Source organism: Herbidospora sp. NBRC 101105 (assembly GCF_030269205.1).
GTDB lineage: Bacteria > Actinomycetota > Actinomycetes > Streptosporangiales > Streptosporangiaceae > Herbidospora > Herbidospora solisilvae.
In genome coordinates this window covers 152,661-169,328 of the sequence record NZ_BSSX01000007.1, presented here as the reverse complement: position 1 = coordinate 169,328, position 16,668 = coordinate 152,661, and the positions used below count along the sequence as shown (strand labels likewise).

Genomic DNA, 16,668 nt, shown 5'->3' with positions numbered 1-16,668 from the left:
GCCTGGCTGGAATGATCCGTCAGCCGGCGCGCCTGCCAATAATGAGCAGACCGTTGAACATGGTGAAGCCGAGCTTACCCGCCGGAACCACCATCTGGCACATCGATCTCACCAAGTAAGATAGTGATCATGAAGGGTTCCTACTTGGGCGAAGCGCTGCCCGCCTACCTCTCCGCCCACGCCACCCAGCCCGACCAGGTCCTTCGTGATCTCGCGGTCGAGACGACGGCTCTGCACGCCGACTTCGCCGGCATGCAGATCGCGCCCGAGCAGGGCACGTTCATGACGATGCTGGTGCAGCTCACCGGCGCGAAACTGGCGGTCGAGGTCGGCACGTTCACCGGCTACTCCTCGATCTGCATCGCCCGGGGCCTGGCTCCCGGCGGGCGGCTGATCGCCTGCGACGTCAGCGAGGAATGGACGTCGATGGCCCGCAAGTACTGGGAGCGCGCCGGGCTCACCGACCGCATCGAGCTGCGGCTCGGCGACGCGGTCGAGACCCTGGGCGCGATGCCCGACGACGAGGAGATCGACTTCGCGTTCATCGACGCCGACAAGGGCGGCTACCCGGCCTACTACGAGGCGCTGCTGCCCCGCATGCGCCCGGGCGGCCTGATCGTCTGCGACAACACGATCCAGGGCGGCCGGATCACCGACCCGGACGCGGGCGGCAACGTGCCGGTGCTGCGTGAGTTCAACGACATGGTGACCGCCGACCCCCGGGTCGATTCGGTGCTGCTCCCGGTGGCCGACGGTCTGACGCTGGTCCGCAAGCGTTAGGCGATCTTGTGCACCCAGTTGTGGGGGTCGGGGCGGGTGCCGTACTGGATGCCCATGAGCTCTTCCCTGATCTTCAGGGTGACCGGGCCGGGGGTGCCGTCGCCGACCGTCCAGGCGCGGTCGGCGCCCTTCACCGAGCCGACCGGGGTGACGACCGCGGCGGTGCCGCAGGCGAAGACCTCGGTGAGCTCGCCCGACTCACACCCGGCCTGCCACTCCTCGATCGAGATGCGGCCCTCCTCGGCGGTCAGGCCGAGGTCGGCCGCGAAGGTGAGGATCGAGTCGCGGGTGATGCCGGGCAGCAGGGTGCCGGTGAGCGCCGGGGTGAGCAGGCGGTCGCCGAAGACGAAGAACAGGTTCATCCCGCCCATCTCCTCGACGTAGCGGTGCTCCACGGCGTCGAGCCAGACGACCTGGTCGCAGCCCTCGGCGACGGCCTGGCGCTGGGCCACGAAGGCAGCCGCGTAGTTGCCGCCGCACTTGGCGAAGCCGGTCCCGCCGGGGGCGGCGCGGGTGTATTCGGTCGAGAGCCACACCGAGACCGGCTTCACGCCGCCCGCGAAGTAGGAGGCCGCCGGTGAGGCGATCACCATGTAGCGGTAGGTCTTCGACGGGTAGTTGACGCCCAGCCCGGCCTGCGTGGCGATCATGAAGGGGCGCAGGTAGAGGCTGTGGCCCTCGGTCGTGGGCACCCACTCGCGGTCGGTCTGCACGAGCAGTTCGAGCGACTCGACGAACACGTCCTCGGGCAGCTCGGGCATCGCCATGCGGGCGGCCGAGGTGTTGAACCGGGCCGCGTTCGCGTAGGGGCGGAACGCGACGATCGAGCCGTTGGCCTGCCGGTAGGCCTTGAGACCCTCGAACAGCTCCTGGGCGTAGTGGAACACCGAGGTGGCCGGGTCGAGGACGAGCGGACCGTAGGGCTCAAGTCGGGCGTCGTGCCAGCCCTCGCCCTCGGTGAAGTCGATCGACACCATGTGGTCGGTGAACGTCTGCCCGAAGCCGGGCGCCTCCAGCACCCGCTCTCTTTCCGACGTGCTGCGCGCCTGGGGGTTGGGGCGCACCTCAAAGCTGAGCTGGCTGGTCATGCGGGTTCCTCTCTACGCTACTGATGAAAACCTAGGGCATGTCGCGGGGCACAAAAAAGCGCACAGTGACCCAACTCGGGCCACTGTGCGCTACTGAACGACGAAGGTGGCCGGCGATCAGCCGGCTACTCGGGCGGCGATGTCGTCGCCGATCTCCCGGGTGGTGCGGGCCGCCCACGCGCCGGCGCGCTCGACCAGGTCGTCGGCGACCGCCTGCTCGACACGGGCGGCGGCCTCGGCCTGGCCGATGTGGTCGAGCAGCATGGCGACCGACAGGATGGTGGCGCTCGGGTCGGCCTTGCCCTGCCCGGCGATGTCGGGCGCCGAGCCGTGGACCGGCTCGAACATGCTCGGCGCGGTGCGGTCGGGGTTGACGTTGCCGCTGGCCGACAGGCCGATGCCACCGGCGATGGCGGCGCCGATGTCGGTGATGATGTCGCCGAACAGGTTGTCGGTGACGATCACGTCGAAGCGCTGCGGCTGCGAGACGAAGAACATCGACGCCGCGTCGACGTGGCAGTAGTCGGTGGTGACCTGGGGGTATTCCTCGGCGACCCGCTTGACCGTACGCGACCACAGGTCGCCGGCGAAGGTCAGCACGTTGGTCTTGTGGACCAGCGTGAGGTGACGGCGCTCGCGGCCGGCGGCCTTCTCGAAGGCGTAGCGCACGACCCGCTCGACGCCGTGGGCGGTGTTGACCGAGTCCTGCGTGGCGATCTCGTGGGGGGTGCCCTTGCGGAGCACGCCGCCGGCGCCGGCGTAGGGGCCCTCGGTGCCCTCGCGGACGACGACCATGTCGATGTCTTCGGGGCGGGCCTTGCCGAGCGGGGTCTCCACGCCCGGGAAGAGCTTCACCGGGCGCAGGTTGACGTAGTGGTCGAGCTCGAAGCGCAGGCGCAGCAGCAGGTCGCGCTCCAGCACCCCCGGCGGCACGCTCGGGTCGCCGACCGCGCCGAGCAGGATCGCGTCGAAGCCGCGCAGCTCGGCGAGCACCGAGTCGGGCAGGGTCTCACCCGTGGCGTGGTAGCGCGCCGCACCCAGGTCGTAGTGGGTGGACTCCACCTTGACGCCGACCGCGTCGAGAACTTTGAGGCCCTCCGCGACGACCTCGGTGCCGATCCCGTCGCCGGGGATCACTGCCAGGCGGATGTTGCTCGAATCCATGGGGGTACCTTAGCGGGCTGTCTCGGAGATCGAACAACGATCTCACCATACGGAATGTCGCGTCAGCGCTCGGGCGAGCCGCCGTTGTCGCGCCGGTCGAGGGCCGTCTGCAGGGCCTCGGCGACCTCGTCGTCGGTGTCTTCGGGACGGTTCCACGGATACATGTCGTACATGAGGGTCTCCAGCTCTGAAAGAGAAAGGGAGGTCGGCACGCCACGACTCCGCGGCGGGTCGCCGGCCTGCTGGATCAGACCCCGCCGCGGCAGGTAATTACGAGAACCCGACGCATCCCTGTCACAGTACCCCAGCCGTCTCGTAGGACGACCTACCATCTCATCCCATGAGACGGCAAAGGCCGCGCCCGTTCTGGGAACGGGCGCGGCCTCCGGGTTGGACGATCAGCCTTCCAGGTCGACGACCCGGCCGCTGTCGGCGCCGATCTCGCTGGCGATCTGCTCGACCACGTCGGCCGGGGCCGCCGAGTCGAGGGTCAGCGCGATCAGGGCCTTGCCGCCCTTGGCGCCACGGGCGACCTGCATGGAGGCGATGTTGACGCTCTGCTCACCGAGCAGGCGGCCGACGATGCCGACGATGCCGGGACGGTCGGTGTAGGTGAAGAACGCCAGGTGGTCGGTCGGCTCGATCTCCATCGTGAAGCCGTTGACCTCGACGATCTTGGTGATCTGGCGCGGGCCCGAAAGGGTGCCCGAGACCGAGACGGTGCGGCCGTCGGCCAGCACGCCGCGGACGGTGATCACGTTGCGCCAGTCGGGGCTGTCGGGGCTGGTGACCAGCTCGACGACGGTGCCCCGGTCCTGGGCCAGCAGCGGCGCGTTCACGTAGGTGACGCCGTTCTCCACGACGTCGGTGAAGACGCCCTTGAGGGCGGCCAGCTCCAGCACCCGCACGTCCTGCGAGGCGATCTCGCCCCGGACCTCGACGACCAGGCGGGTGGCGACCTCGCCCGCGAGTGCGGTGAAGACCCGGCCGAGCCGCTCGGTCAGCGGCAGGCCCGGCTTGACCTCCTCGGCCACCGCGCCGCCCTGGACGTTCACCGCGTCGGGCACGAACTCGCCGCCGAGGGCGAGCTTCACGCTGCGGGCCACCTGGGTGCCGGCCTTCTCCTGGGCCTCGTGGGTGGAGGCGCCGAGGTGGGGCGTGACGACGACCTGGTCGAGCTCGAACAGCGGGCTGTCGGTGACGGGCTCCTTGGGGAACACGTCGATGCCGGCGCCGGCGACCCGGCCCTCCTTGATGGCGGAGTAGAGGGCGTTCTCGTCGATGATGCCGCCGCGCGCGACGTTGATCAGGCGGACGTTCGGCTTGACCATGTGGAGCTCGCGCTCCCCGATCAGGCCGATGGTCTCCTTGGACTTCGGCAGGTGGACGGTGATGAAGTCGGCCTTGGCCAGCACCTCGTCGAGCGAGACGAGCTGGACGCCCATGGCCGCCGCGCGGGCCGCGGGGAGGTAGGGGTCGTACGCGATCAGTTCCACCCCGAACGGCGCGAGGCGCTGCGCGACGAGCTGGCCGATCTTGCCGAGGCCGAGGATGCCGACGACCTTCTCGTCGAGCTCGACGCCGGTGTACTTGGACCGCTTCCACTCGCCGCCCTTGAGGGCGGTGTGGGCCTGGGCGACGTTGCGGGCCGAGGCGAGGATCAGCGCGACGGTGTGCTCGGCGGCGCTGGTGATGTTCGAGGTGGGCGCGTTGACGACCATGATGCCGGCCTTGGTGGCCGCCTCGACGTCGACGTTGTCGAGGCCGACGCCCGCGCGGGCCACCACACGGAGCTTGGGCGCGTGGGCCACGGCCTCGGCGTCGACCTGGGTGGCGCTGCGCACGATCAGAGCGTCGACGTCGGAGAGAGCCGGAAGGAACGCGGACCTGTCGGCTCCGTCGACCTGACGGACCTCGAAGTCCGCTCCGAGGACGGCGAGACCGGCCTGGGAGAGCTCCTCTGCGACCAGTACGACGGGCTTGTTCACTGGATGATTTCCTTCGAACGTGACGACTCTAAGGGCAGATTCACGAGCGCGAGGCACGGCCGGCCTCGGGGCCGCCCGCGTCTCACTTCATCGGTCGCCGACGAGTCTATCCGCGCCTTTCGGAGAGCCTTCGGAGGATCCGGCATACGAGACGGCTGTTACCCAGGGGAGTCGTGAGAATCCCTCACGTAAACGGCAGATTTGGTGGCATACCCCGCTTGGACCGCGCCAATCCCCCCAGCCGCCAAGTTGGTATTGATCGCACCTAATCTTGGCGATTAGCCTGCTAAATCGTGGTTCGGTACCTATGGTTCAGCATATGAGCATCGGGAATCCCGCTCTCGGCGAAGTGCTCGCCCAGCACGGCAGTCCGCACCAACTTCTCGCCGCTTTGGCGGATTGGGGCATCCTGGTCGCCGTCCGGCCCGATCGTTCCGTGGTGCTCGGCACCACGCAGAGTGGCGAACGGGTGCTGCTCGGCTACACCGGTCCGGCGACCTACGCGCGCCACCGGGGCAGCCACTCGTTGTCGGTCTGCGACGCCGACACCATCCTGGACATCCAGCGGGTGACCGGGGTCCGCGAGATCGTCATCGACGCCGCCGGGCCCGCCGCCGCGGCCGTGCCGATCGACGACCTCCAGCGGCACCTCCGCCAGACCCGCAGCGGACCGCATCCCGTGTTGTCGGGCGCCACGCCGAACGCCTACGCGACCGGCAGCATGGACCGCATCCCCAAGCCGCCGGTCCGCACCGCGGCGCCGATGCCGCTGGGCGCGCCGGTCCCGCCGGTGCAGCAGCACGCCCCCGCCGCGCCCGCGCCCTGGATCCCGCAGCCGCGCCAGCACCTGTCGGGCGCGATGCAGGTGGTCGACCCCGGATACCAGCGCACGAACCACCCGATACTGCCCGCCCTGCGGGTGGCCATCGCCGAGTTGCTGCGCGACATCCCGGTCGTCCACCACGTGTGGATCTCGGCCGCGCGGACCGTCTCGGGGTCGCAGGGGATCATGCTGCATGTGAAGGTGCACACCGCCAACGCCGAGGACATCGTCCGCGACCTCCATCGCGGGGTGCGCGCCCGGCTGCCGCAACTGGCCGCCAGCGAGGCTCCGGTGCTGATGGCGCGGGTGGCCGACGCGCACACCGAACGGCGCATGATCGAACTGGGCGCGCACGTCGTCTGTGCCGACGTAACGGACTGATCGATTCCCTATCCGATTTACCGTGATTGGGCTTGAATTGCGGCCATGGTCACGGTCCCCACCCGAGTGCGCCTCGGCTATGCCGTCGGCTCCTTCTGCACGGCGAACTTCACCACGATCCCCGGCCTGCTGCTGCTCATCTACATGACCAACGTGCTGGCCGTCGATCCGCTGCTGGCCGGTGTCGTGGTGTTCCTGCCGAAGGCCTGGGACCTGATCGCCAACACGCTCGTCGGCCAGTGGTCCGACCGGACCGTGTCGCGGTGGGGCCCCCGGCGGCCGTGGCTGCTCGGCGGCGCGGCAATCCTGCCGGTCGCGTTCGTGGTGATGTTCATCGGCCCGCCGCTCACCGGCGTCCCGGCCGCGCTCTTCGTCGGGGCCGCCTTCCTGATCGCGGCCAGCGGGTACGCCCTCTACGAGGTCCCCTACAAGGCGATGCCCGCCGAGATGACCCACGACTACCACGAGCGCACGTCGCTGCTGCAGTGGCGCATGATCTTCATCGCCATCGGCATCGGCATGAGCGGCATCCTGGCGCCGATCCTGGCGGGCGACACCGTCGAGGGCTACCGGCTCATGGGCGTGGTCTTCGGCGTGATCCTGCTGCTCGCGATGCTGGCCTCGTTCTTCGGCACCGCGGGCGCGCCCTACACCGGCCAGGCGGAGCCGGAGGCCAGCCTGAAGGCCCAGCTCAAAGCGGCCCGCACCTCCAGGCCCTTCATGTGGCTGCTCGGCCTGAGCAGCGCGCAGACCCTCGGCGCGTACGTCATGCTGGCCGGCGCCCCCTACTTCGCGGCCTACACGGTCGGCAGCACCGGCGCGACGACGACGCTGTTCGCGGCTCTGGTCGGGCCGATGCTCGTGACGATGCCGCTGTGGGTGTGGCTGGCGAAGAAGCTCGACAAGCGCGGCGCCATGATCCTGTCCGGGGTGCTGTTCATGAGCGGGGCGGTCGCGGCCGTGGCCACCCCTCTCTTCGGGCCGGTGTACGCCCACGCGGTGATCGTCGTGGTCGGCGTGGGGTACGCCGGCCTCCAGCTCCTGCAGTTCTCGATGCTGGCGGACGTGATCGCGTACGACGGCATGGTGAGCGGGAAGCGGCGCGGCGGCGTGTTCACCGGCCTGTGGACGGCGGTGGAGAGCGCGGTGGCGGCCTTCGGCGCGACCATCTACGGCGCGACCCTGGCCATCGGCGGCTTCCGCGAGTCGGACCCCGCCAACCCGGTCGTCCAGCCCGAGAGCGCCGAGTTCGCGGTGCTCATCGGCATCACGGTGGTGCCCGCGGCCATCATCCTCCTGGGGGTCCTGATGACCTTCAAATACGACCTCACCAGCGCCAAGATGTCTCAGGTTTCACAGGATGTGACCTAAATCACAGAGGCATCGATTGGAACGTGGCCATCAGGGATTCCGTAACAGGATGATCTCAGCCAGGTCACCGAATATGACGGTTTTCCTCGCACGACGGCTCCGACCAGGCCATACTTCGGTTCCATTCCAGAGCTTCGGAACCCCACCCCTGGAAGGAAGTTCATGAAGACTTCACTCCGCGCGCTCCTCTGCGCCGGTGTGCTGCTGGCCGCCACTCTCCCGGCGGTCGGTTCTGCCTCGGCGGCGAGCGCGCAGGCGGAGGCCGCGCGTTGCCGCATCGTCGCCTCGAAACCCGCCGTGAACCAGCTCGGCCAGCTCACCGCCGTCGGCTCCCGCACCGGCCGCTGCTTCGGCAAGACCAGGGTCCGGGTGCGCATCAAGCAGTCGGTCGCCGGCCCGGACACCACGCTCAAGAGCGGCTCCAAGGTCGTCCGCACCGCGAAGCTGCGGGTCCGCGCGAACTGCGTCCCCGGCGTCTACTACACCCAGGTGACCGGCCGCTTCGGCCAGGTCGTCAACTCGCGCCGGGTGAACATCACCTCGTGCACCCCGGCCCCCGCGCCGTCCCCCTCGCCGTCGGCCTCGCCCAGCGCGTCGCCGAGCGCCTCGCCCAGCGCCACCCCGTCGGCCACCCCCAGTGGCTCCACCGTCGGCACGGCCGTCGAGAACGAGGTCGTGCGGCTCACCAACGCCGAGCGCGCCAAGGGCGGCTGCGGTCCCCTGACGCACGACGCCAAGCTCCGCACCGCCGCGTTCAACCACTCGGCCGACATGTCGGCGAAGAACTACTTCAGCCACGACTCGGCCGACGGCCGCTCGTTCGGCGACCGCCTCAAGCAGGCCGGGTTCAGCTTCCGCGCCGCCGGCGAGAACATCGCCAAGGGCTACCAGACGGCCGCCCAGGTCGTTCAGGGCTGGATGAACAGCCCCGGCCACAAGGCGAACATCATGAATTGCACCTACACGCACATCGGCGTGGGTCACGTGGCCGCGGGTGGGCCATACTGGACCCAAGACTTCGCGAAGCCCTGACGTTAGGGGCTATCTGGACACCGGCCTGACGGAAAGCGGATACTCCAGACATGAGCTCCGAGCCACACGTGCGCGCCTCTGACGAGGACCGCGAGCGTGCGCTCAACGAGCTACGTGAACGGGCGGCCGAAGGCCACCTTTCCATGGAGACGTTCGTCGGCAGGGTCGACCAGGCCCTGCGCGCCCGCAGCGCCGCCGAGCTCGAACAACTCGTCGCCGACCTGCCCCAGCGGGGCAGGTTCCGGCGGCGGGCCACCGACCTCGTCGGATCGGTGTCCGACTTCAGCACCCGCCTCCGGGCGGCCTGGCGCCGCCCCAGGCTCCCCCGCCTCGCATTGCCGGCCGACACGCGGATCCGGTACGTCGTGGGGCGCGGCTCAGCCTGCGACCTGGTGCTGGCCGACCTGACCGTCTCGCGGATCCACGCGGAACTGCGACGAGAAGAAGACCACTGGCTGCTGGTCGACCTAGGCTCACTGAACGGCACCCGCCTGAACGGGTGGCGCCTGGTGGGCCCGGCCCGAGTCCGCAGCGGTGACGAGATCAGCTTCGGCGACTGCGCCTTCCTGGTGTCAGTCCCACTCTGACCGAACGGAAGCCCGGCTCCCCTGATCAAGGAGCCGGGCTTCCGTCTTCTCGCAACTCTCCCGCCGCACCCCGCGAAGGGCATTTTTCCGTTACGGCTCCGCCTGGCCGGCCGAACGACCGACTGGGACCTACGCGTCCACGCGACGTCTCGGCTCTTCGCCGAGCAGCTTGCCGACGGCCTGGTGGCTCACGCCCAACAGGACGCCGATCTCGCGATGGGCGTAGCCACGGTCGAAGTGGAGCGCCAGCAGATCACGGACCATGTCTTCGGCCTTGTCGAGACGACGAACCTGCGTATAGGCAGGGCGGGAGAGCCCAGGGCCCTCGACCGTCAGCGCCCACCAGCCTCCAGACTTCTGCGCCGTGACACGGAAGATGCTCACTGGTCCTCCTCCGACTCCGAGGCTTCGCGCAGCAGTTCCTCCCACGCGCGGAGGATGCCTTTGGCCGTCAGTTCGTTGATCTCATCGTGCCGAGGCCCGACGCGCCAAATGACGAAACCCGGCCCCCTTGGTGAAGGGACCGGGTTCAGTCGTCAGGCCCGTTCGGCCGCGTCGGTGTCTGGACTGACGAGGGAAGACACCGACTAAGAGCGGCCGAACCGCGCGTGCGGAGCACGCGCAGTCAAACTACGCCTGGTTCTGGAGCCAGCTCATCATCGGGCGGAGCTTGGCGCCGGTCTTCTCGATCGGGTGCTCGGCCAGTTCGTCGCGGTACTGCTGGAAGCGCTTCTGGCCGCCGTCGAACTCGGCCACGAGCTCGCGGGCGAACTCGCCCGACTGGACCTCGTCGAGGATGCGGCGCATCTCCTTCTTGGTCTCGTCGTTGATGAGGCGCGGGCCGCGGCTGTAGCCGCCGTACTCGGCGGTGTCGGAGACCGACCAGTACATCTTGTGGATGCCGCCCTCGTACATGAGGTCGACGATCAGCTTCATCTCGTGGAGGCACTCGAAGTAGGCGACCTCCGGCTGGTAGCCGGCCTCGATCAGGGTCTCGAAGCCCGCCTTGATGAGCTCGGACACGCCGCCGCAGAGCACGGCCTGCTCGCCGAACAGGTCGGTCTCGGTCTCCTCGGTGAAGGTGGTCTTGAGCGCGCCGGCGCGGGTGCCGCCGATGCCCTTCGCGTACGACAGCGCGAGCGGCCAGGCGTTGCCGGTGGCGTCCTTCTCGACGGCTACCAGACAGGGCACGCCGCGGCCGGCCGCGTACTGGCGGCGGACCAGGTGGCCCGGGCCCTTCGGGGCGACCATGGCGACGTCGACGCCCGCGGGGGCCTCGATGAGGCCGTAGCGGATGTTGAGGCCGTGGCCGAAGAAGAGGGCGTCGCCCTCGACCAGGTTCGGCGCGACGTGCTCGGCGTAGAGGTGGCGCTGGATGTGGTCGGGCGCGAGGATCATGGTCAGGTCGGCCTCTTCGACCGCTTCGGACGGGCTGAGCACCCGCAGGCCGTCGGCCTCGACCTTCTCCCGGCTCTTGGAGCCCTCGGGGAGTCCGACGCGGACGTCGACGCCGGAGTCGCGCAGGCTCAGGGCGTGCGCGTGGCCCTGGCTGCCGTAGCCCAGGACGGCGACGTGGCGGCCCTGGATGATCGACAGGTCGGCGTCGTTGTCGTAGTAGATCTCAGTCACTTCGATAAACCTTTCAGGGTTTCTTAAGCGGTCCGGTCCAGGGCCCGGAGCGAGCGGTCGGTGATCGACCGGGCACCGCGGCCGATGGCCACCATGCCCGACTGCACGAGTTCCTTGATGCCGAACGGCTCAAGGACGCGCACGAACGCCTCCAGCTTGTCGACCGTACCGGTGACCTCGATGGTGACCGCGTCGGGGGCCACGTCGACGCAGCGCGCCCGGAACAGGTTGACCAGTTCCAGGACGTGGCTGCGCGAGTCGGCGTCGGCCCGCACCTTGATCAGCATGAGTTCGCGCTGCACCGACTGGGCGGTGTCGAGCTCGACGATCTTGAGGACGTTCACCAGCTTGTTGAGCTGCTTGGTGACCTGCTCCAGCGGCAGGTCCTCGACGTTGACGACGATCGTCATGCGGGAGACGTCGGCGTGTTCCGTCGGGCCGACCGCGAGCGAGTCGATGTTGAAACCGCGGCGGCTGAACAGGGCCGAGACCCGGGCGAGCACGCCAGGCTTGTTCTCGACCAGAACGGACAGGGTGTGCCTGCTCATCAGTCTTCGTGCTCCCACTTCGGCGCCATGTCACGGGCGTACTTGATGTCGTCGTTGCTGGTGCCGGCGGCGACCATCGGCCAGACCATGGCGTCCTGGTGCACCACGAAGTCGATCACGACGGGCATGTCGGTGATCTCCATCGCCTTGCGGATGGTGTCGTCGACGTCCTCCGGCCGCTCGCAGCGCAGGCCGACGCAGCCGTAGGCCTCGGCCAGCTTGACGAAGTCGGGGATGCGGCGGGCCGACTGGAGGTCGGTGTTGCTGTAGCGCTCCTCGTAGAAGAGCGTCTGCCACTGGCGCACCATGCCGAGGTTGCCGTTGTTGATGACCGCGACCTTGATCGGGACGCCTTCGAGCGCGCAGGTCGCGAGCTCCTGGTTGGTCATCTGGAAGCAGCCGTCGCCGTCGATGGCCCACACGTCCTTGTCGGGACGGCCCATCTTGGCGCCCATCGCGGCCGGGACGGCGAAGCCCATCGTGCCCGCGCCGCCGGAGTTGATGAACGAGCCCGGCTTCTCGTAGCCGATGAACTGCGAGGCCCACATCTGGTGCTGGCCGACGCCCGCCGTGTAGATCGCGTCGGGCCCGACCAGGGCGCCGATGCGCTCCATGATGTACTGCGGCGCGAGCGAGCCGTCCTCGTAGGTCTCGTAGCCGAGGGCGTAGGTCTCGCGGTAGGCGTCGAGGTGGCGCCACCATTCGGTGTAGTCGCCGCGCACGGAACCGGCCTTGATCGCCGCGACCAGGTCGGCGATGACCTCCTTGCAGTCACCGACGATCGGCACGTCGGCGTGGCGGTTCTTGGAGATCTCGGCCGGGTCGATGTCGGCGTGGACGACCTTCGCGTACGGGGCGAAGGTGTCGAGCCGGCCGGTGACCCGGTCGTCGAAGCGGGCGCCCAGCGCGATGATGAGATCACTGCGCTGGAGCGCGCCGACCGCCGCGACCGTGCCGTGCATGCCGGGCATTCCGAGGTGCTGCCGGTGGCTGTCGGGGAAGGTGCCCCGGGCCATCAGGGTCGTGATGACCGGGATGCCGGTCAGCTCGGCCAGTTCGAACAGCTCCGCCGACGCCTGCGCCTTGTGGACGCCTCCGCCGACGTACAGGACCGGGCGCTTGGCCTCGGCGATGAGCCGGGCCGCCTCCCTGATCTGCTTGGAATGCGGGCGGGTGACCGGGCGGTAGCCCGGAAGCTGCATCTGGACGGGCCAGGTGAACGTGGTGGTCGCCTGGAGCGCGTCCTTGGAGATGTCGACGAGGACCGGGCCGGGACGCCCGCTCGCCGCGATGTGGAAGGCCTCGACGATCGTGCGGGGGATGTCGGCGGCGTCGGTGACGAGGAAGTTGTGCTTGGTGATCGGCATCGTGATGCCGGAGATGTCGGCCTCCTGGAAGGCGTCGGTGCCGATGGCGGCCGACGCGACCTGGCCGGTGATCGCCACGATCGGCACCGAATCCATGTAGGCGTCGGCGATCGGGGTCACCAGGTTGGTGGCGCCGGGACCCGAGGTCGCCATGCAGACACCGACCCGCCCGGTGGCCTGGGCGTAGCCTTCGGCGGCGTGCCCGGCGCCCTGCTCGTGACGCACGAGCACGTGCCGGACCTTCTTGGAGTCGTAGAGGGGATCGTAGGCGGGGAGGATCGCACCGCCGGGGATCCCGAACACGGTGTCGACCCCGACCTGCTCCAGGGCCCGCACGAGGGCCTGAGCACCTGTCATCTGTTCGGTCATCGGCTCGTTCCTTGAGGCTGAGCTGGGCGTGTTCCGGCATAAAAAATGCCCCATCCGCTGAAGCGGGACTGGGGCGGCGCGCGCAGGACTTCGGACTTCGTCAGGCGCGCCTGCGAAGTACTACGAGGAGGATCCCACCGCGATGCATGGACCCACCTTGTCCGATGAAACGGGCAGTCGTCAAATCCTGTGGGACGCACGTCTCAGGAGATGAGACGCGCGAATCAGGTGACGCCGGGCGTGGGCCCGCTTCAGGCGGTCGGCGGCCAGCTCCGCGAAGCGGAAAGTCTCCCGCCACGTCGACTCTTCCGGAGTCGTGTGACCTCGGTAGACGACGGCCATGTTCTTGTACGCCATCACGACGTACTCGATCACCCGATCCGGGTCGTCAACGGAGCAGCCGGGGGCGCGGATCTCGAAGGCGTGGGCCTCCTCCAGAAGCGCGGGCGCCTCGACGGCGCGGAAGGCGTATTCACCCTCCATGCCGGTCACTCCATCACAGCGGGCGGCGACCAGGGCGGCGGCGGAGACGATGCGTCGGCGGGCGTGGTGATCGCAGGTGAAGACGTGATGGGCCGCCGCCCGGTCGCCGAACTTCCAGAAGCCGTGGTTCTCGACCCGGAAGAACGCGTTGTTGAACCGGTTGGCCGCGTCTCGGGCACGCGGATCGACGTCGCCCATGGTCCGGAGCGGCAGATTCCAGCGTTCCATCTTGAAGGGTCCGGTTCTGACCCCTTCCTCCCCGTAGTCGGCGAGGGTGAGCAGGGCCCGTTTCCGGACCTCGGCCTGCCAGGAGTGCACTACGCCGAGGCCGTCAGGCTGGTGCGGATCAAAGAGCTCACGCCCTGGGCGGCCATCGGGCGGCCCACCAGGTAGCCCTGGCCTCGGCTGCAGCCCATCTCGCGCAGCAGGTCGAGCTGCTCGGGGCGTTCGATGCCCTCGGCCACCACGATCAGGCCGAGGTCGTGGCCCAGGCGCACGATCGTGCGGGTCAGGAGGCTGAGGGTCTCGTCGCGGCCCAGGCCGCTGACGAAGGAGGGATCGATCTTGATGATGTCGACCGGGAGCTGCCGGAGCAGGGCCAGGGAGGCGTAGCCGGTGCCGAAGTCGTCGATCGCCAGGCGGACGCCGAGAGCGCGGAGGTCCGACAGCTTGCCGATGGTGTCTTCGGCGTCTTCGACCAGCATCTCCTCGATCACCTCGAGGGTGAGGGCGCTCGGGGGCAGGCCGCTGTCGGACAGGGCCTCCGACACCGTCTCGACGAAGCCGGCCGCCATGATCTGGCGCTTCGACAGGTTGACCGACAGGCCGATGTCCCAGTTGGCCGCGCGCCACTCGGCGACCTCGCGGCAGGCCTCGCGCAGGATCCACTCGCTCAGCGGCACGATCAGGCCGGTGTCCTCGGCGGTGCCGAGGAACTGCTCGGGCGGGGTGAACACGCCGCTCCCCCGGCACCAGCGCACCAGCGCCTCGACGGCGGTGACGCGGGAGGTGGCCAGGTCGACCACGGGCTGGTATTCGATCGCGAACTGCTGGTCGAGCAGGGCGCGCTGGAGGTCGGCGGCGGTTTCCAGGCGGCGTACGGCCTCGGCGTGCATGTGGGCCGCGAAGACCTCGACCCGGCGTCCGCCCAGGCCCTTGGCCCGGGCCATGGCCACGTCGGCGTTGCGCAGCAGGTCGGCGGCCGAGGTGTCGTCTTCGGTGAAGGCCACCCCGACCGACGCGGTCAGCGCGATGTCGCGGTCGGCGACCCGGAACGGCTCCTGGGATACCGCCCGGACCAGCCGTTCGGCCAGGTCGACGACCATCTGGGCGTCGACTCCGGCCTCCAGCAGCACGGCGAACTCGTCGCCGCCCCACCGGGCGAGCGTGTCGTCGGCCCGCAGGGCCTGGCGCAGCCGCCGGGCGGCCTGGCCGAGCAGGTAGTCGCCGCTGGCGTGGCCGACGGAGTCGTTGACGCCGGTGAAGCCGTCGAGGTCGAGGAAGATCACGGCGGTGCCGGCCGAGCGGGCGAGCACCTCGCGGGTGCGCTCCTCGAAGTAGGCCCGGTTGGGCAGCCCGGTCACGCCGTCGTGGAAGGTCAGGTGGGTGACCTGGTTGCGCAGCGCCACCTGGTCGGAGACGTCGCGGGTGGTCACCAGGATCAGGTCTTCGCGGCGGACGTCGCGGGTGGCCACCGACTCGGTGGGCCGCCAGGTGCCGTCGGCGGCGCGGACCCGGCAGGCCAGCCGGCAGGTGCCGTAGCGCTCGATGTTGCCGTCGTCTTCGGCGAGCTGGCGCAGCAGCGCCTGGATGACGGGCACGTCCTCGGGGTGGACGTAGTCGACGATCGGCTGGCCGAGCAGGCTGGCGGGCGCGTAGCCGTAGGTGGTCTCGACGCCGTCGCTGATCTCCTGTACGACCCCTTCGAGGTCGACCATCAGCACGACGTCACCGGTGTTCTCGGCGAGCTGCCGGAGCTGCCGCTCGCTCACGACCATCTGCCGCCGCATGCCGTCGGCCGAGAGCATCACGATCAGCAGGCGGGCCAGCAGCACGGCAACGGCCGACACGGTGACGACCGGCATGAGCACGTCGCCGGTGGCGCCGACGGCCTTCACGGCCACCACGACCACGGCCGCGAGCACGAGCGCGTAGGGGGTGACGGTGACCACGACGGGAGGCGTCGCGGCGTTGCGCTGATCCGAGGGCACCCGGCGGCGTCCGGCCTCCTCGATCCACGGAGCGACGGCCAGGGCGAGGAATCCCAGGGGGGCGACGAGCCCGGCGGGGATCACCGGGTCGACGCCGTTGAGGCGGGAGACGGCGGTGGCCAATTCGGCCACCGTGACCGCGAACAGCACGCCGAGCCCGGCCAGCCCGACCGCCCGGTTGGCGGCCCGGGAGACCGCGACGAACGGGGCCGCCGCGCAGGTCGCCAGCAGGCACAGCAGGGGCAGCGCGAGGGTCGTGTAGAAGGCGCCCGGCTCCTCGGCCTTGGCGAACATCGGCGCGAGCAGCAGCGCCCAGGTGATGGCGAACAGGGAGGCGGCCGACAGGTAACCGTCGCTGATCTGGCGGAACAGGCCGCGGCTCTGCGGCGGCGGCAGCGAGGTCAGCCAGCAGCCGATCATCAGCAGCAGCGCCCCGACCAGCAGCATCAGGTCGGCGAAGGTGAGCACGAAGGCGGTGCCCTCGGCCACCGGCCGCACCCCGATCCCGGCCAGCCAGGTCAGCGCGCCGCCGGCCAGCCAGCGCCAGCCCACGGCCTCACGGCGGTCGCTCGTGTCACGCTCGCCCACGATGATCCGGCCTGAGGCCACCACCAGCGAGACCGCCGCGAGCAGGCCCGTCACCAGGCCCGCCACCGCCGTCACCGCGGAGGCCGATCCCCCCGCTATCAGGGCAGCGGCGATGACCGCCGCGCCGAGCCCGGCAGCGGCGATGAGCGAGACCCTGGGGTCACGCGTGCCGTTCACGCTCGTCGCCCTTTACTTCCGGTCACATCGTCAGTTTGCGCGCCGGGGCCGCCCCTGATGGGGACATCGGCCCAGTCGTCACC

15 protein-coding genes are annotated in these 16,668 nt (G+C 69.6%); 5 read left to right on the top strand and 10 right to left on the bottom strand.

Going from position 1 to position 16,668, the window contains the following annotated elements:
- The first annotated feature begins 129 nt into the window (after window positions 1–129).
- Window positions 130–780: an O-methyltransferase gene (locus QSK34_RS27450; RefSeq protein ID WP_285588031.1), complete on the top strand. Its 651-nt coding sequence runs from the start codon at window positions 130–132 to the stop codon at window positions 778–780.
- Here QSK34_RS27450 and QSK34_RS27445 read toward each other — a convergent pair.
- From QSK34_RS27445 to serA, 4 genes are all read right to left on the bottom strand, one after another.
- Complete coding sequence (locus tag QSK34_RS27445; protein WP_285588030.1) at window positions 777–1,868, bottom strand: branched-chain amino acid aminotransferase; 1,092 nt, start codon at window positions 1,866–1,868, stop codon at window positions 777–779. The two genes, QSK34_RS27450 and QSK34_RS27445, sit on opposite strands and share 4 nt — an antisense overlap.
- 117 nt (window positions 1,869–1,985) lie before the next feature.
- The gene (locus QSK34_RS27440; RefSeq protein ID WP_030456573.1) at window positions 1,986–3,032 is read right to left on the bottom strand and encodes a 3-isopropylmalate dehydrogenase; all 1,047 of its coding nucleotides are present in this window, start codon (window positions 3,030–3,032) and stop codon (window positions 1,986–1,988) included.
- A 62-nt stretch (window positions 3,033–3,094) separates the two neighbouring features.
- Window positions 3,095–3,244, bottom strand: a complete 150-nt coding sequence (locus tag QSK34_RS27435; RefSeq protein ID WP_202610445.1) for a hypothetical protein — start codon at window positions 3,242–3,244, stop codon at window positions 3,095–3,097.
- Window positions 3,245–3,430: 186 nt separating this feature from the next.
- Window positions 3,431–5,020 carry a phosphoglycerate dehydrogenase gene (gene serA, locus QSK34_RS27430; RefSeq protein ID WP_161481844.1) on the bottom strand — a complete coding sequence of 530 codons (1,590 nt, stop codon included), beginning with the start codon at window positions 5,018–5,020 and terminating at the stop codon, window positions 3,431–3,433.
- 319 nt (window positions 5,021–5,339) lie between these two features.
- On the opposite strand from serA, the gene QSK34_RS27425 reads away from it, so the two are divergent.
- From QSK34_RS27425 to QSK34_RS27410, 4 genes are all read left to right on the top strand, one after another.
- Complete coding sequence (locus QSK34_RS27425; RefSeq protein WP_161481843.1) at window positions 5,340–6,224, top strand: hypothetical protein; 885 nt, start codon at window positions 5,340–5,342, stop codon at window positions 6,222–6,224.
- A gap of 45 nt (window positions 6,225–6,269) precedes the next feature.
- Complete coding sequence (locus QSK34_RS27420; RefSeq protein ID WP_285588028.1) at window positions 6,270–7,595, top strand: MFS transporter; 1,326 nt, start codon at window positions 6,270–6,272, stop codon at window positions 7,593–7,595.
- Between the two features lie 162 nt (window positions 7,596–7,757).
- Window positions 7,758–8,627: a CAP domain-containing protein gene (locus tag QSK34_RS27415; RefSeq protein WP_161481841.1), complete on the top strand. Its 870-nt coding sequence runs from the start codon at window positions 7,758–7,760 to the stop codon at window positions 8,625–8,627.
- Between the two features lie 50 nt (window positions 8,628–8,677).
- Window positions 8,678–9,214 carry an FHA domain-containing protein gene (locus tag QSK34_RS27410; RefSeq protein ID WP_285588025.1) on the top strand — a complete coding sequence of 179 codons (537 nt, stop codon included), beginning with the start codon at window positions 8,678–8,680 and terminating at the stop codon, window positions 9,212–9,214.
- Between the two features lie 129 nt (window positions 9,215–9,343).
- On the opposite strand, the gene QSK34_RS27405 is transcribed toward QSK34_RS27410, so the two are convergent.
- The 6 genes from QSK34_RS27405 to QSK34_RS27380 form a co-directional block, all read right to left on the bottom strand.
- Window positions 9,344–9,598 carry a hypothetical protein gene (locus QSK34_RS27405; RefSeq protein WP_285588023.1) on the bottom strand — a complete coding sequence of 85 codons (255 nt, stop codon included), beginning with the start codon at window positions 9,596–9,598 and terminating at the stop codon, window positions 9,344–9,346.
- A 246-nt stretch (window positions 9,599–9,844) separates the two neighbouring features.
- Window positions 9,845–10,834, bottom strand: a complete 990-nt coding sequence (ilvC, locus tag QSK34_RS27400) for a ketol-acid reductoisomerase (RefSeq protein WP_161482200.1) — start codon at window positions 10,832–10,834, stop codon at window positions 9,845–9,847.
- 32 nt (window positions 10,835–10,866) lie between these two features.
- Window positions 10,867–11,391 carry an acetolactate synthase small subunit gene (gene ilvN, locus QSK34_RS27395; protein WP_030456565.1) on the bottom strand — a complete coding sequence of 175 codons (525 nt, stop codon included), beginning with the start codon at window positions 11,389–11,391 and terminating at the stop codon, window positions 10,867–10,869.
- Window positions 11,391–13,181 (bottom strand): acetolactate synthase large subunit, encoded by a 1,791-nt coding sequence (locus tag QSK34_RS27390; protein ID WP_161481839.1) that lies wholly within the window; start codon window positions 13,179–13,181, stop codon window positions 11,391–11,393. The genes ilvN and QSK34_RS27390 overlap by 1 nt, the downstream gene beginning before the upstream one ends.
- Window positions 13,182–13,307: 126 nt before the next feature.
- The gene (locus tag QSK34_RS27385; protein WP_285588018.1) at window positions 13,308–13,928 is read right to left on the bottom strand and encodes a hypothetical protein; all 621 of its coding nucleotides are present in this window, start codon (window positions 13,926–13,928) and stop codon (window positions 13,308–13,310) included.
- Window positions 13,928–16,585: a putative bifunctional diguanylate cyclase/phosphodiesterase gene (locus tag QSK34_RS27380; protein ID WP_285588016.1), complete on the bottom strand. Its 2,658-nt coding sequence runs from the start codon at window positions 16,583–16,585 to the stop codon at window positions 13,928–13,930. The genes QSK34_RS27385 and QSK34_RS27380 overlap by 1 nt, the downstream gene beginning before the upstream one ends.
- Window positions 16,586–16,668 lie beyond the last annotated feature (83 nt).